Origin of the sequence: Celeribacter ethanolicus (assembly GCF_001550095.1) — a bacterium.
GTDB classification, from domain to species: domain Bacteria; phylum Pseudomonadota; class Alphaproteobacteria; order Rhodobacterales; family Rhodobacteraceae; genus Celeribacter; species Celeribacter ethanolicus.
On the sequence record NZ_LRUC01000052.1, the window covers coordinates 22,746 to 38,253 of the forward strand.

Below are 15,508 nucleotides of genomic sequence, written 5' to 3' on the forward strand. Positions count from 1 at the left end.
CGGTGTTGCCGCTTTGCCTCAAATTTGGACAAAATTTTTGCAAATTTTTATCGACCGGGTCTGACAGACAGTTCAGGCCGCCAGCTCCGGAAGCGCCACGAGATGATTGTCCCACGCCAGCCCCGGAACCGCATTCAGAGGCCGCATGTCCTCTTTCATCGCCAGAAGCGCGCCGAACCCGTCGGAGCCGAGATAGCCATCGCCCATTGGCGCGAGCCCGCAGACATCGCCGCGCACCACAGCCCCAAGAAAATTCCCCCCGGCATCGAACCGGTGAATGCGCCCGCCACGCGGCGAACTGATCGCCACCTCGGTGCCATCGCCGGAATGCGACACGGATCCCGCGTAGCCCTTCATCGCATATTGCTCGCCAAGATCGGCCTCCGCCAGCACCACCGCTTCTCCGCGCCGGTGCAGACCGAGTAAGGGCACGGTTTCGCTCTCGTCGCCTTCCCACTGCATGGCAAAGGCGACCTGCTCGTCGGGGGCAAGCGACAGGTGGCGGATCGAATTCTGATGCAGCTCGGGCGCCAGAACATGTTTTTCGACCAGTGCATAGTCCGGCGAGAGATAAACCAGCGACGGCTCCATCACGTCGATGTTGAGCTTCTGTCGCCCCTCGCCGATGTCGGGATGCGTAAAGATGCCGCCATTGGCAACCACAAGCGTGCCATCGGAGAGTTGTTTCACGTCATGCGGCCCGATGCCATGGGTCGGAACCTCGCCAACGCGGGCATAGTTTTTGCGTCGGTCCCAGATGCCCAGAATGCCGCGTTTCTCGGCATAATGGTTCTCCGGCGTCAGCAACAGATCGCCATTCTGAACAAACAACCCATGCCCCATGAAATGCCGCCCCTCCGGCGCATCCAGCCGGTGGGTGATCCGCCCGGTGGCGCAATTGACCACCACGGCGAAGGTGCCGGGACGACGGGCAAAGGCCACGGCCTCGGGTTTCAAAGGGTGCGCGGCGGCGGCGTGTCCCCGGGCCGGGAGCGGCGCGCGGAACAGGATCTGCGCCTGCGCATCGAGCCCGTAAAGCACGTAATCGCCAGAGGCGTCCTTGGCCGCACCAAGATAGGCGGGCGATCCGGCATCGGCCCAGCTCAGGCGCGGCACAACGGTGGCGGCCAATGCGGCTTTAAGGAAGGTACGGCGGGATGTCATGGTCTGTTGTCCAGTATCTTTTTGTTTTTGTGTCGGTTTTGTGTCAGTCGTGTCGCTCAGTCGCCATCGGAGGCGTTGAACCCGGCGGAGACGCCCAGAGGCGCGCCAACCTCATTGGCGAGATGGCCAAGGATCGTGGTGATGTTCTGGCCGATGATCTCGACCTTGAGCCGCCCCATCGGGTCCGCAACGCCTGCGAAGGCGGGATCGTCCAGCTCCTCCACCAGCGCGATGGTCTTCTCGAAAGCGGCCTCGGACAGGGGCATCTCGCCGGGGGCAAGCTTGCGGGCCAGATCGCGGGTCGCCATCAGGATCAGTTCCACGTTGCGCTGGGAGCGCTCGGAGCGATAGGCCTCGGCCCGTGCCGGGCGGGGTTTCTCGAACGTGCCGATCGACCGCCCGATGCGCTGATCGCGGGTGACTTCAAGCGCGGAGGTCAGCATGGTATAAAGCGCCTGAACGCTCTCCATCCTGGAGAGATAAAGCGGATGAGGCGCCTCGCCCGCCAGCAACAGCGTCAGGGCAAAGCCGTCGTCGGCGGTCCATTCCGCCTCGATCGCCTGCCCCATCCGGCCCAGATCATGGGCAATCGCCTGCACCAGATGGCAGGAATAGCTGCCGTCTTCATAGCCGTCGAACTGATCGTCATAAAGCATGTATTCCAGCGCAAACAGCCCGCGCACCGCGATGGAGGCCTGGGCAAAGGCCTCGGGATCGTCGATCACCGGGTCTTCATCCGCGATGTACCCGGACAGGGTGCGCGGGATCAGCCCCTTCTTGTCGGGCCAGAAGGCGATGGCGAGGATACGCCCGTTGGCCTCGACCGGCCCCATATGCAGATGCTGAAGCCCCATCCAGGCGTCGAACGCCGCGTTATAGGCCGGTTTCACCGCCTCCGGCAGGCAGTTGTCCGCCGCCGTGTAGGACAGGGCATGGCTGGCCCCGGCAAAGCGCTCGACTGCGGGCACCGTATGCGTGTTCACCGCGCGCTGCAAAGCGTCGTTCAGCGGATCGGCGGCCATGGGGCTGGCGAAAGGCACGGCCAGCATGAGCGGGAAACAGAGAGCGGCCAGTCTGCGCATTTTGTGCTCCTTCAGAGACTTTCGAGAAACCGGATCAGCGCGGTACGGTCTTCCGGCGGCAACTCCACCACGGCGTCGCGCGCGGCCTCAGCCTCGCCCCCGTGCCAGAGCACCGCTTCCAGAAGGCTGCGTGCCCGTCCGTCGTGCAGGTAGGTGGTATGCCCTGAAACCCGCGCCGTCAAACCGATCCCCCAGAGCGGCGCCGTGCGCCATTCGCGCCCGGTGGCGCGGTGCTCGGGTCGGTCGTCCGCCAGCCCCGCCCCCATGTCGTGCAGGAGCAGGTCGGTATAGGGCCAGATCAACTGAAACGACTGCGGCGCATGGTCCGTGCCTTCGAGCCGGGCGGTCACATGTTTCGGCACATGGCAGGAGGCGCATCCGATGTCATGGAACAACGCCTTGCCCCAGAGCACCGCCGGCGCGTCGAGATCGCGGCGCTCCGGTACGCCGAGGTTGCGGGCGTAAAAGGTCACGAGATCCATACCGGTCTGGTCGATCTCGTCACCGCGGGCATCTCCAGCCCCGTTCGGCGCGTTCAGACACGCGACCTGCTCCACCGTGCAATCGCCCGCAGGCTCCGGGAAGAGCGGCGAGGAAATCCCGATGTCGCCATGAAAGGCGGCGGCGGATTGTTCTTCGACGGTCGGCTCGCCCGCCTTCCAGCCGAAGCGTCCGAGCATAACCTGATCGTACCGCTTCGACCAGACAAGGTTCGGGCGGCCGGAAATGCCGTCGCCATCGGCATCGTCGGGATCGGCCAGCGCCAGAATATCTTCCGCCGGGATCGCCTCCAGAAGGCCCAGACCGATCATCTGATTGGCCACGCGCGGAGAGATTTGCACCTCTCCGGGCAACGCCCCGAAAGACGGATTCGAAATCGAATACAAAGGTTTGCGCAGTGATGCTGCCTCTCCGCCCGAAAGCGTGACGGGGATCTCCTCATAGGCGATCTCCATCCGCCCCTCGGGCGCGAATCCCGCAAGCGACAGATCCTGCAACTGGGTGCCATATCCCGGCACGGGGCGCGTGCGCGGGGTGGCATCGTCCCCGTCGAGATGGGCGAGATAGGCCTCAAGCGCCGTCAGAGGCGCATCCCCCGCAGGCACGGAAAGGCGCAGAAACATCGAGGTCCGGTCGTCGTCCGGGTGCTCCGGCGGATGGCCCCGCCCGTCGTTCACATGACAGCGCTGACACGACCGCGCATTATAAAGCGGCCCAAGCCCGTCGGAGGCCTTGGTCGAGGACGGCGACGAGACCCAGAGCTTGGCAAAAAGCGCATTGCCCAGCTCGAAATCGAGCTTGCTCTCGAAGGGTAGGTTGGCGGGCGGCAGGGTAAAGGCCGTGTCGTCGCCGGTGTCCGTCACGGTGCCCGCGCCGCCCGGATGAGTCTCGAAGGCTTCGGGGGCCATGAAGCTGTCCGGCGTTGCGGTGACACTGGCGACGCGCGCGCGTTCCTCCTGCGTGCGCGGCACGGTCGGCAGGTGCGGATCGGATGTCGGCAGCCCCTCTGCCCCTTCCTGAGCCCAAACACCCTGCCCCATGAGGGACAGGGCCAGAACCGAAGCGAGGGCTTGAGCGGCCTTACTCGGCTTCGTCCATCGGTGCCGCATTGAGCAGCGCATAGCCTTGCTCGCCAAGACGGGCGTAGAGGTCGAGCTGGGTTTCGAGAAAATCAACATGGCCTTCCTCGTCGGTGATCAGCTCTTCGAAGAGGTTCTTGGAAACCGTATCGCCGACAGATTCGCAATAGAGCCGCGCCTCACGATAGAGTGTGAGCGCGTCGTGTTCGCCCGCCAGATCCGCTTCCATCGTCTCTTTCGGGGTTTCGCCGATCCGGAGCGGATCCAGTTTCTGGAGGTTCGGGTGGCCTTCGAGAAACAGAATGCGCTCGATCAGCTTGTCGGCGTGGTTCATCTCCTCGATGCTCTCCTCGCGCGACTTCTTCGCCATCTTCGCGAGGCCCCAGTCCTCCTGGAGCCGGAAATGCACCCAATACTGGGAAATCGCGGTCAGTTCCGACCGGAGTGCTGCGTTCAGGTACTCGATGACCTTCGCGTCGCCTTTCATGGCTTATCCTCTCTGCAAACGGTAATCCTTGAGCCCGCGCAACTCGGCGGGCACTTCAAGGTTAGCATTCTGGCGCATGGTGGAAAGGAAAAGCGACATACAGCCGCCGCAATCCGCCGCCTTGCCCAAAGCGCGGTACACCTTACCCGGCGTGATGATCGTTTCCGGGTCGGACGCCCGCATCCAGTCGATCGCGGCATGAATGTCGCGATCCGTGATGACATTGCAGGAACAGACGATCATATGCACCTCCGAGAAACGACGGCAAAAGAACTGCCCGACAGGTTGCCTCCAGCCTCGAAAGGAACAGGCCGGAAGGAGGTCACCCCCGGCCTGTCCGCCAAGATTTACTGGAAGACGGCTTCCGGGTTGTCGAGGCTGTCGGAGCCTTCGACTTCAATCTCACTCGCGGTTAGCACAGCCACAGCACGTTCGATTACACGGGTCTGCGCGACCAAGGCATCGACAGCGGTCATGATCAGCTCTTCACCGGCCTCGTTGCCACGGCCCAGCATCTGGTCATAGGAGAACCCGGCTTCGGCGGCAGCCTTGATCTGGCCCAGCTCGGCCACGGAATGATCCACCGCGGCGGTCAGATCGGCGGCCAGCGCCGGATCTTTCGAGGCCAGCAGGTCCTCAAGGCTCTCGCCCTTCACCAGCGTGCCGTCGACGCGGACATATTGCCCGGTGTAGACGTTGTGAATGCCCACGCCGTCATAGAAATGCGAGTTGTGGGTGTTGTCGGAGAAACAATCATGCTCTTCCTCCGGGTCGTTCAGCATCAGGCCGAGCTTCATGCGTTCGCCCGCCTGCTCGCCATAGGACAGCGATCCCATGCCGGTGAGCATCGCGGTCACGCCCGCCGCCGGATCGGCCAGAACGGTCTCGCGCGCCTCACCGCCTTCGGACCATTGCGCCACCATATATTCCAGATCGGAGACCAGCAGTTTGGACGCCGCCGTCAGATACTGGCCCCGACGGTCGCAATGGCCGCCGGTGCACTCGTCGCCGGTCAGGTAGTCGGTGTAGGACCGCGTACCAGCCCCGTGATCGGTGCCGTTCAGATCCTGCCCCCAGAGCAGGAATTCGATGGCGTGATAGCCGGTCGAGACGTTGGCCTCAACCTCATCGGCCTCGTGCAGCGTCTCGGCCAGAAGCTCGGGCGTGATCTCGGTCGCGTCGATCTCTTCGCCGGAAATCTCGATGGTCGGGTTGGCGATCACGTTGAGGACCGCCAGCGGGTTCTCGTCGGTGGCGCCGCCATAGGAACCGTCGACATAGTCGATCAGCCCCTCGTCGAGCGGCCAGGCGTTCACCTTGCCCTCCCAGTCGTCGACGATCGGATTGCCGAAACGGAAGACCTCGGATTGCTGATAGGGCACGCGCGCCGCGATCCAGGCGGTTTTCGCAGCCAGAAGCGTGTGCTCGGACGGTTTGGCGATCAGATCGGCGATGGCCGCATCCAGCTCCTGTGCCTTGATCAGCGCGTCGCCATAGGTGGCTTCGGCGATATTGGCATAGTTGGTCACCACTTCGGCTTCGCCCGCGAAGGCGGTGGCAGGCAGGGCGGCGGCGATCACGGCCGTCATCATACGTTTCATCAGGTCTTGTCCCTATTCTGGCATCCGCAGCCCGTGGCGCGGACAGGTCTTCCGATCCGCGTGATCTTGTGTCACGCACTCCCGAAGTAACTGACTTCTTTGGTCGGATAAGTCAATCCTGATTGTTTTGATAGGGATATGAAACTTCCGTGACCCGACGACAACCGGTCGCCCCACACCGCATGGATCTCGGAAAATTCCCGAACTCAATCAAGCGTTTGCCGATACCGCCGCAGCGCCACCACCACCACGACCAGCAGGATCACCGCAATCGCCGCCATGTTGGAGGCAACCTCGGGGAAGCCCGCCCCCTTGAGCATCACCTTGCGCACGAGACGCAGGAAATGCGTCGCGGGAATCGCCGTCCCCAGAGCCTGCGCCCAACCGGGCATGGCCGCGAAGGGGAACATGAAGCCGGACAAAAGCACGGTCGGCAGGATGGTGAAGAACGACAGCTGCATGGCCTGCATCTGGGTCCGTGCCACAGTGGAAACCAGAAAGCCGATGGCCAGATTGACCACGATATAAAGGTTGAACCCGGCGAAAAACGCCAGAAACGACCCGGAGAAGGGCACATCGAACAATGCCCGCGCCGCCAGCAGGAACACGAAGGTCTGGACATAGCCGACAAAGACATAGGGCAGGATTTTGCCCAACATCACTTCGGCAGCCAGGACTGGCGTCGCAATCAGGCTTTCCATCGTGCCCTTCTCGCTTTCGCGCACGATAGCGACGGCGGTGATCAGGATCATCGTCATCGACAGGATGATCGCCAAAAGCCCCGGCACGATATTGGTCGAGGTCTGCTGTTCGGCATTGAACGCCCGATGCACGACCAGATCGAAGGGCGCAGGCGTCGCCGCCGCACCTGCGAGCGGCCCGGTGAGGCTCTGCGCCATGGCGGTTTCCACCACGCCACTCATCGCCCCGATCGCCCCGCCTGCCGCCACCGGGTCGGAGGCATCGACGGTCAACAGGATCTCGGGCGTGAGGCCACGGATCATGTCGCGCTCGAACTCCGGCGGGACGGTCAGAACGACAGAGGCTGTGCCATCCTTGAGCGCCTCTTCACCCTCGTCCGCCGAGGTCACAATACCGATGAAATCAAAGTAATCCGAGGTGTCCATCGCCGCCGTCAGGCTGCGCACCACCGGGCTTTCGTCCGCCACCTCCACGAGCGTCGGCAGGTTGTGCGGGTCGGTGTCGATGGCATAGCCGAAAAGCAGAAGCTGCATCACCGGAATGCCGATCATCATGCCGAAGGTCACCCGGTCACGTTTCATCTGGATGAACTCTTTCACCAGAACGCCAAGAAAGCGCGCGAAAGAAAAGAGATCACCTTTGCGGGTCATGCCAAGACCTCCGCACCGAAATTGTCCTTCGCCCCCGCCATCAGATAGATAAACGCCTCTTCGAGTCCCGCCTTTTTCTCCCCCCACTCATGCGTGCCCAGCGCGCGCTCCCGCTCCGCCAGCGCCTGAAGCGCCGCGCGATCCGTGCCGGAGACATGCAACTCTGCGCCGAAGCGGATCACCTGCCCCGCTGCGCCCTCGGCCTCAAGCCGATCTTCCAGCGCGGTCAGCTCCGGCCCGGTGACGACAAAGGTCGAAAGGCCGATCTGGCCGGGAATGTCACCCGCCGCCCCGTCGATCAGCTTCTTGCCATAGGCGATATAGGCGATGTGGTCGCATTGCACCGCCTCGTCCATGTAATGCGTCGAGACCAGCACCGTGACACCCCTGGCCGCCAACCGCCGGATTTCATTCCAGAAATCGCGCCGCGCCTTCGGGTCAACGCCTGCCGTCGGCTCGTCCAAAAGCAACAGATCGGGGTCGTGGATCATGCAGGCCGCCAGTGCCAGCCGCTGCTTCCAGCCGCCCGAGAGCGTCCCCGCCAATTGCCCCGCCCGCCCCTCGAGCCCGAGATCGCGCACCGCCTCGGCAACAATCGCCTTGCGGTTCTTCATCCCGAACATCCGCGCCACGAAGTCGAGATTTTCTGCGATGGTGAGGTCCTCATAGAGCGAGAACTTCTGCGTCATGTAGCCGACACGTTTCTTGATCGCCCGACTGTCGCGGATGATGTCGAGACCGAGGCAGTGCCCTTCGCCCCCGTCCGGCGTCAGAAGCCCGCACATCATGCGGATCGTCGTCGTCTTGCCCGATCCGTTCGGTCCGAGAAAGCCATAGATCGTGCCCTTCTCGACCTCCATGTCGAAGCCGTCCACGACCTTGCGATCCCCGAAAATCTTGGTCAGCCCTTTGACCGATATGGCCAGATCGCGGCTCATTCCTGCACCGCCGCCCGGGCATCAACCGTCACTGGCTGACCGGGCAGAACGCCTTCCGGGTCGACCACCTCCGCTTCGACGCGGTAGACCAGACGCCCGCGCTGATCGCTCGTGTAGAGGATCGGCGGGGTGTATTGCGGGTCGGATGCCAGCCGGGTGATCTTCGCGGTCAGATCCGGAGGACAGCCCTCGCAGGAGATCTCCACGATGCCCCCCGGCGAGAGGTCCGCGCGTTCGGCCTCCGGCACGAAAAACAGCGCCGTCATCTGATCGGGCGGCAGGATCGAGACCACCGGCGTGCCCGCGCCTGCGACTTCGCCAATCTCGTAGAACACCTTCTCCACCTGCCCTGTCACGGGGGCGTAGACCTGCCGGTCATCGAGATCGGAGCGCGCCAGATCGACCTGCGCCTGAGCCGCCGCCACCGCCGCCTCCGCCGCGCGCTGTTCGGCATCGCGGGCCGGAAGTTCCGAGACCGTCAACTGTGCCTCAAGCTGGGCGACCGCCGCCTGCGCCTCATCCACGGCGGCCTGCAAATCGTCCACCCCCGCCTGCGTCGTCGCCCCCCGCGCCAAAAGCGCCTGCCCGCGCTCCAGCCGGGTCGTCGCGATGTCCTCCGCCACCCGCGCCTGATCGAGAGAGGCGCGCGTCACCGCGATCTCCGCCTCGCGCGAGCCGGTCGACAGGTTGTCCAAAGTCGCCTCTGCCTGCGCCAGTTGCGCCTGAGCCGCACGCAGCGCCGCCGCAGCCTGTTTGCTTTCCAGCGCGAAAAGCAACGCCCCCTTGCCGACCTGATCGCCTTCGGTCACGCCGATGCCCTCGATCCGCCCCGCCGTCGCGGCGGCGGCATAGGTGAACTCACCCTCGATATAGCCATCGTAGACATGCGCGGGCGGCGGGTTGAAGCCCGGATAAATCGCCGCAACAATGGACACGAACCAGCTCGGAAGATCAGCCATGGGGGGCCTCCTGTACGGGAGCGGGATCGAGCCCCGCGCAGAAAATGGTCAGATGGGTGTCGAACAGCCGCGCGAGGCCGATGTCCCCGGGTGTCACCCCCTCGGCCCGAATGCCGAAGACATCGGCCAGAATCACATGCATGAGCACCGGCCCCAGAAGGCTGCGCACCGCCATCTCAGGGTCGACGGGACGGATATGACCACCCGCGACGCCCTGTCTGAACAGCGTGGCGAGCGCGGGCAGAACGCGTCCGATCACCCGCTCGCGATACATCTCGGCAAGGCGCGGATGCGACACCGCCTCGCGCACCACGAGCTTCGGCACGGCCACGATGCGCGGGTCCGACAGGCGGGCTGCAAAGAGTGGCACGAAGCGTTTCAGAAGCACGCGCGGATCGCCTTCGAAGCGCTCGATCTGGATCACCACCTCGCCCACAACAGGGCCGACGGCGCGGTCCACCAGCGCTTCAATCACCGCATCCTTCGACGGGAAATAGAGATAGAGCGCACCTTTCGAAACGCCTGCCCGGCGCGCGATCTGTTCCACCGTGGTGCGGTCGAACCCCTGTTCTGTGAAAAGATCGAGAGCCGCGTCCAGAAGCTCGTCGGGCCGCGCCTCCTTGCGGCGACGAAATTTCGGGGAAGCCTCCCCGCCTGCCTCTTCCCGATCCGACATGAGTGCGCCCCTCCGAGTCGCATCTGAAAAACTAACTGACCAGTCATTTATTTAATTTCACCCCAAAAGTAAAGAGCGGTCGCGATCCCGACCTGTCACGCAAGTTTCATGCGCGACGCCTAAAAGTTGCCCACCCGATGCGACATTTCGTTTCAAAGAAAAGTGAGATAAAATCATAGAGTTGCGGGACGGTGCAAACCCATGCAAAGCTTGATATATATCAACGCCCCGGGCACGGTTCCCCGCAATGGTGCCCCAAAGTCGCGACACCCGTCGCATAACGCATAAGATCGCACACGAAGCGCCAGACTCTATTAAAGGCCAAGCCATGACTCAGAACGCCGAGAAGAAGCCCGGCACCAAACGCGCCGATTTCACGCCGCTGGTGGATCAGACCAAGACCACGGGCACAGGTCCGATCCGCAGCCAGATCCCCGCCTATGTCACCCTGACCCCGCCCTGTGCGGCGGCCTGTCCGGCGGGCGAGAATATCCGCGAATGGCTGGCGGAGGCGACCGCCGGGCGTTATCGCGAGGCCTGGGAGATCCTGACCGCGCAAAACCCGATGCCCGCCGTGCATGGCCGGGTCTGCTATCATCCCTGCGAAACCGGCTGCAACCGCGGCGAAGTCGACACCTCCGTGTCGATCCACGCCGTCGAGCGGTTCCTGGGCGACATGGCCAATGAAAAAGGCTGGCAATTCAAAGCGGTGAACCCACCCTCGGGCAAGAAGGTCTTGGTCGTGGGCGCAGGTCCGTCGGGCCTGTCCTGCGCCTATCACCTCGCGCGGCTCGGTCACGCGGTTGAAATCCGCGAGGCCGGTCCGGTCGCGGGTGGCATGATGCATTTCGGCATTCCCGCCTACCGTATGCCGCGCGAAGAGCTGGCCCAAGATGTGTCCCGGATCGAGGCTCTCGGCGTCAAGATCACGCTGAACCACAAGGTCACCGACCTGATGGCCGAGAAATCCGAAGGCGGTTTCGATGCCGTCTATCTCGCCATAGGCGCGGGCGCGGGCAAACATGTCGACATCCCGGCCAAGGAAGCGCCAAAAATCCTCGACGCCGTCAACCTCCTGTCCGACGCCTCGAAAGGCGAAGCCCCGCTTCTGGGCCGCCGCGTCGTAGTTTACGGCGGCGGCAACACTGCGATGGACGCGGCGCGAACCGCCAAACGCCTGGGTGCCACGGAAACCCTCATCGTCTACCGCCGCGACCGTGAGCACATGCCCGCCCATGAGTTCGAGGCCGACGAGGCCATGGCCGAGGGCGTTAAAATCAAATGGCTGACCACGATCAAGGAGATCGACGGCGATGAATTGAAGGTCGAGCGCATGGAGATTGGCGCCGACGGCAAGGCACATCCCACAGGCGAGTTCGAGACGCTGACCGCCGATGCCGTGGTTCTGGCCCTGGGTCAGGAGACCGACAGCACCTTCCTCAAATCCGTCCCCGGACTGGAGTTTAGCTGGAACGGCACCGTCGAGGTGAATGAGAACCGCATGACCGGCTGCGAAGGCGTGTTTGCCGGTGGCGACATGGTGCCGGATCAGCAATCGGTCACCATCGCCACCGGTCACGGCAAACTCGCCGCACGCCATATCGACGCCTGGCTTGCGGGCACCACCTATGTCGCAGAAGAGCCACCCGCACTCGTCACCGCCGACATGCTGCACCTGCCGGTCTACTCGGATGTGGACCCGAAAGAACAAGCGGCGTTGGCCACCAGCAAACGCGAAGGGTTCGACGAGGTTCTGAGCGGCCTGTCGGAAAAAGAAGCCCGCTATGAGGCGTCGCGCTGCTATTCCTGCGGGTCCTGTTACGAATGCGACAACTGCTATGCCGCCTGCCCCGAGGACGCCATCGTCAAACTCGGCACCGGCAAGGGCTATGAGATCGACCCGGAAAAATGCACGGGCTGCCAGTCCTGCTTCGATCAATGCCCCTGCCACGCCCTCGAAATGATTGCTGATACCGCGGAGATCTCCCATGCTTGACCATGAACATATCACGCCGCCGTCCAATGAGACCCGCGAGGCCACGCACAGCCATGCCACGATGGACGGCAACGCCGCCGTGGCCCATATCGCCTACCGGGTGAATGAGGTCTGCTCGATCTACCCGATCACGCCGTCGTCGCCGATGGCGGAGCTTGCCGATGACTGGACCGCGCAGGGTGTGCACAACATCTGGGGCGACATTCCGGTCATCCAGGAGATGCAATCCGAAGGCGGCGCGGCAGGGACCGTTCACGGCTCCCTGCAAGCGGGCGCTTTGACCACGACCTTCACCGCGTCTCAGGGCCTCATGCTGATGCTGCCCAATATGTTCAAGATCGCGGGCGAGTTGACGCCCACGGTGTTCCACGTCGCAGCGCGCTCTCTGGCGACACACGCGCTCTCGATCTTCGGCGATCATGCCGATGTGATGGCGGCGCGCTCAACGGGCTTTGCCATGCTCGCCGCCTCTTCCGTTCAGGAAGCCCATGACATGGCGCTGGTGGCCCATGCCGCCACGCTCAAGGCGCGCATTCCCTTCATCCATTTCTTCGACGGCTTCCGCACCTCGCACGAGGTCAACACGCTCGATCTCATCCCCGACACGCAAATCCGCACCATGATCGACGACGATCTGGTCCGCGCGCATCGCAAACGTGCGCTTTCTCCGGAAAACCCGTTCATCCGCGGCACCGCGCAGAACCCCGACGTGTTCTTCCAGTCGCGCGAAGCCGCCAACCCTTTTTACGCCGCCGTGCCGGACATCGTCGACAGCGAGATGCTCAAGCTCGGCCAGATGACCGGCCGCAAATATCGCCCCTTCGACTATACCGGCGCGCCCGATGCGACCCGCCTGGTGATCGCCATGGGTTCGGGCACCGATGTGATCCGCGAGACCGTCGAGGACCTCACGGCCAAGGGCGAGAAGATCGGCATGATCGCGGTGCGGCTCTACCGGCCCTTCTCCGCCAAACATCTGTTTGCCGTTCTGCCCGACACGGTCGAGAAAATCGCCGTGCTCGACCGCTCGAAAGAGCCGGGCACCACAGGCGAGCCTTTGTATCTCGATGTGGTTTCGGCCCTCGCGGAAGCCGTCGCGATCGGCACGCGGGACACCATGCCACGCGTGATCGGCGGGCGTTATGGCCTGTCGTCCAAGGATTTCACCCCGGCACAGGTCAAAGCCGTGTTCGACAACCTGTTGAAAGACAAACCGAAAACCAATTTCACCGTCGGCATCCATGATGATGTCTCCTTCACCTCTTTGAAGGTCGATCCGACCTACGACATCGAAAAAGACAACGTGGTCCGCGCGGTCTTCTACGGTCTCGGGGCCGACGGCACGGTCGGAGCCAACAAGAACTCGGTCAAGATCATCGCCGCCGAACCGGACCACTATGCGCAGGGCTATTTCGTCTATGACAGCCACAAATCCGGCGCCGTCACCGAAAGCCATCTGCGCTTTGGCCCGGAACCGATCGAGGCGCCCTATCTGATCGCCTCCGCGAATTTCGTCGCCTGTCACCAGTTCCATTTCCTGATGAAAATGGATGTTTTGAAACTCGCGAAACCCGGTGCGACCTTCCTCCTGAATTCGCCCTATGGCGCCGAGGCCACATGGGATCGGCTGCCGCGTTCCGTGCAGCAGGGGATCATCGACAAGGGGCTGAAACTCTACACCATCGACGCCACAACGGCGGCGCGCGAGCTGGGGCTTGGCGGGCGCACCAATACGATCCTTCAGACCTGTTTCTTTGCGCTGTCCGGCGTCTTGCCGCGCGACGAAGCCATCGCGAAAATCAAATACGCGATTGAAAAGACCTACGCGAAAAAAGGCCGCGAGGTGGTCGAGAAAAACTTCGCCGCCGTCGATGGCGCGCTGGCCGGGTTGCACGAAATCCCCGTGCCCGCCGCGCCCACCAGCGTGATCGAACGTCCCTCGCTCGTCCCCGACGACGCGCCCACATTCGTGCGCGACGTGACCGCCAAGATGATGGAAGGCATCGGCGATGACATCCCCGTCTCCGCCCTGCCTGTCGATGGCACCTTCCCCTCCGGCACCGCCGCCTGGGAAAAACGCAATGTCGCCGACGAGGTCCCGGTCTGGATCGCCGACGAATGCATCCAATGCGGCCAATGTTCCTTCGTCTGCCCGCATTCCGTCATCCGCGCGAAATACTTCGACGAAGAATTGTTGGCAAACGCGCCCGAGGGCTTCAAATCCGCGCCGGTCAACGCCCGCGGCTATCCGGACGCGGAATTCGCGCTGGAATTCTACCTCGAAGACTGCACCGGCTGCGGTCTCTGCATCGAGGCCTGCCCGGCGATTTCCGAAGACGACCCGACGCATAAAGCCATCAACCTGCACCTGAAAGAAGACCTGCCCGAGCGCGAGCGCGAAAATATCGCCTTCTTCGAAAGCCTACCGGTCAACGACCGCTCCCGCGTCGATTTCGCCAATGTGCGCGGCGTTCAGTTCCTCGAACCGCTGTTCGAATTCCCCGGCGCCTGCGCGGGCTGCGGCGAGACACCTTATGTCAAACTGCTGTCGCAGCTTTTCGGCGACCGGCTCATGGTCGCCAACGCCACCGGCTGTTCCTCGATCTACGGCGGCAACCTTCCGGTGACGCCATGGACCGTCAACGCCGAGGGCCGTGGTCCGGCCTGGGCCAACTCGCTTTTTGAGGACAACGCCGAGTTCGGCCTTGGTTTCCGCCTTGCCGCCGACAAACAAACCGCTCTGGCGCAGGACATTCTCAAACGGCTCGCCCCCGATGTGGGCCAAGAGCTTGTCGATGCCATCCTCACCGCCCCGCAGGTCCGCGAATCCGAGATTCGCACCCAGCGCGAGCGTGTCGGGCTTTTGAAAACCAAGCTCCTTGCACTCCCCCGGACTGAAGACATCGAACACCTCCTGTCGCTCTCCGACCATCTCGTCAAACGCGCCATCTGGCTCGTCGGCGGCGATGGCTGGGCCTATGACATCGGCTATGGCGGGCTCGATCACGTCCTCGCCTCGGGCCGCAACGTCAACATCCTCGTGATGGACACGGAGGTCTATTCCAACACCGGCGGGCAGGCCTCCAAAGCCACGCCTCTGGGCGCCATCGCCAAATTCGCCGCCGCCGGCAAGCGCACCAACCGCAAAGACATGGCACTGCAAGCCATCGCTTACGGCAATGTCTACGTCGCGCAGGTCGCTCTGGGCGCCAATCCGCAGCAAACGCTCCGCGCCTTCCGCGAAGCCGAAGCATGGGACGGTCCCTCGATCATCCTCGCCTATTCGCATTGCATCGCCCATGGCATCGACATGCGCAAAGGTCTGAACCAACAGCAAAAAGCGGTGAAATCCGGCTATTGGCCTCTGCTGCGCTACGACCCGGCGCTGCATGGATCGGGCACGCCGCCCTTCATGCTCGACAGCCCGCGCCCGACCTTGCCGTTCAAGGATTACGCTTACGGCGAACTGCGCTACCGCCAGCTCACGCAATCGCGCCCCGAGGAAGCCGCCGAGCTTCTGGAAATGGCGCAATCCGGCATCCTGGACAAATACCGCACCTATGAGGAATTTGCCGAGATGGAAAAAGGCCCGGACCCGAGCCGGGTGATGGGAACCGGATCGTTCTGACGCAATGGCCCCCGGTCAGGTCATTCTGACCGGGGGCCATTTTGA

The 15,508-nt window shown here is 63.2% G+C and carries 12 protein-coding genes; 2 read left to right on the top strand and 10 right to left on the bottom strand.

Going from position 1 to position 15,508, the window contains the following annotated elements:
- Positions 1-72: 72 nt before the first annotated feature.
- The 10 genes from NH195_RS19660 to NH195_RS19705 all read right to left on the bottom strand — a co-directional run bounded on the left by NH195_RS19660 (position 73) and on the right by NH195_RS19705 (position 9,839).
- Positions 73-1,164, bottom strand: a complete 1,092-nt coding sequence (locus tag NH195_RS19660; RefSeq protein WP_066711135.1) for a DUF1513 domain-containing protein — start codon at positions 1,162-1,164, stop codon at positions 73-75.
- A 56-nt stretch (positions 1,165-1,220) separates the two neighbouring features.
- On the bottom strand, positions 1,221-2,246 hold the full coding sequence (locus NH195_RS19665) for an imelysin family protein (protein ID WP_066711138.1): 1,026 nt from the start codon (positions 2,244-2,246) through the stop codon (positions 1,221-1,223).
- Positions 2,247-2,257: 11 nt separating this feature from the next.
- Positions 2,258-3,787 (bottom strand): di-heme oxidoreductase family protein, encoded by a 1,530-nt coding sequence (locus tag NH195_RS19670; RefSeq protein WP_066711140.1) that lies wholly within the window; start codon positions 3,785-3,787, stop codon positions 2,258-2,260.
- Positions 3,788-3,827: 40 nt separating this feature from the next.
- Positions 3,828-4,313 carry a bacterioferritin gene (gene bfr, locus NH195_RS19675; protein WP_066711142.1) on the bottom strand — a complete coding sequence of 162 codons (486 nt, stop codon included), beginning with the start codon at positions 4,311-4,313 and terminating at the stop codon, positions 3,828-3,830.
- A gap of 3 nt (positions 4,314-4,316) precedes the next feature.
- The gene (locus NH195_RS19680) at positions 4,317-4,556 is read right to left on the bottom strand and encodes a (2Fe-2S)-binding protein (RefSeq protein WP_066711144.1); all 240 of its coding nucleotides are present in this window, start codon (positions 4,554-4,556) and stop codon (positions 4,317-4,319) included.
- A 104-nt stretch (positions 4,557-4,660) separates the two neighbouring features.
- Positions 4,661-5,914 carry an imelysin family protein gene (locus NH195_RS19685; RefSeq protein WP_066711145.1) on the bottom strand — a complete coding sequence of 418 codons (1,254 nt, stop codon included), beginning with the start codon at positions 5,912-5,914 and terminating at the stop codon, positions 4,661-4,663.
- A gap of 206 nt (positions 5,915-6,120) precedes the next feature.
- Positions 6,121-7,266: an ABC transporter permease gene (locus tag NH195_RS19690; RefSeq protein ID WP_066711146.1), complete on the bottom strand. Its 1,146-nt coding sequence runs from the start codon at positions 7,264-7,266 to the stop codon at positions 6,121-6,123.
- Positions 7,263-8,204: an ABC transporter ATP-binding protein gene (locus tag NH195_RS19695; RefSeq protein ID WP_066711147.1), complete on the bottom strand. Its 942-nt coding sequence runs from the start codon at positions 8,202-8,204 to the stop codon at positions 7,263-7,265. Before NH195_RS19695 ends, NH195_RS19690 begins: the two co-directional genes overlap by 4 nt.
- Entirely contained in the window at positions 8,201-9,163 is a 963-nt protein-coding gene (locus NH195_RS19700; protein ID WP_066711149.1) for an HlyD family secretion protein, read from the bottom strand. The genes NH195_RS19695 and NH195_RS19700 overlap by 4 nt, the downstream gene beginning before the upstream one ends.
- Positions 9,156-9,839 (bottom strand): TetR/AcrR family transcriptional regulator, encoded by a 684-nt coding sequence (locus NH195_RS19705; RefSeq protein ID WP_066711151.1) that lies wholly within the window; start codon positions 9,837-9,839, stop codon positions 9,156-9,158. Before NH195_RS19705 ends, NH195_RS19700 begins: the two co-directional genes overlap by 8 nt.
- Before the next feature lie 328 nt (positions 9,840-10,167).
- Here NH195_RS19705 and NH195_RS19710 point away from each other — a divergent pair, with 328 nt between their 5' ends.
- Together NH195_RS19710 and nifJ are read left to right on the top strand one after the other, a co-directional pair.
- Complete coding sequence (locus NH195_RS19710) at positions 10,168-11,835, top strand: NAD(P)-binding protein (RefSeq protein WP_081424038.1); 1,668 nt, start codon at positions 10,168-10,170, stop codon at positions 11,833-11,835.
- Entirely contained in the window at positions 11,828-15,463 is a 3,636-nt protein-coding gene (gene nifJ, locus NH195_RS19715; protein WP_081424039.1) for a pyruvate:ferredoxin (flavodoxin) oxidoreductase, read from the top strand. Before NH195_RS19710 ends, nifJ begins: the two co-directional genes overlap by 8 nt.
- Positions 15,464-15,508 lie beyond the last annotated feature (45 nt).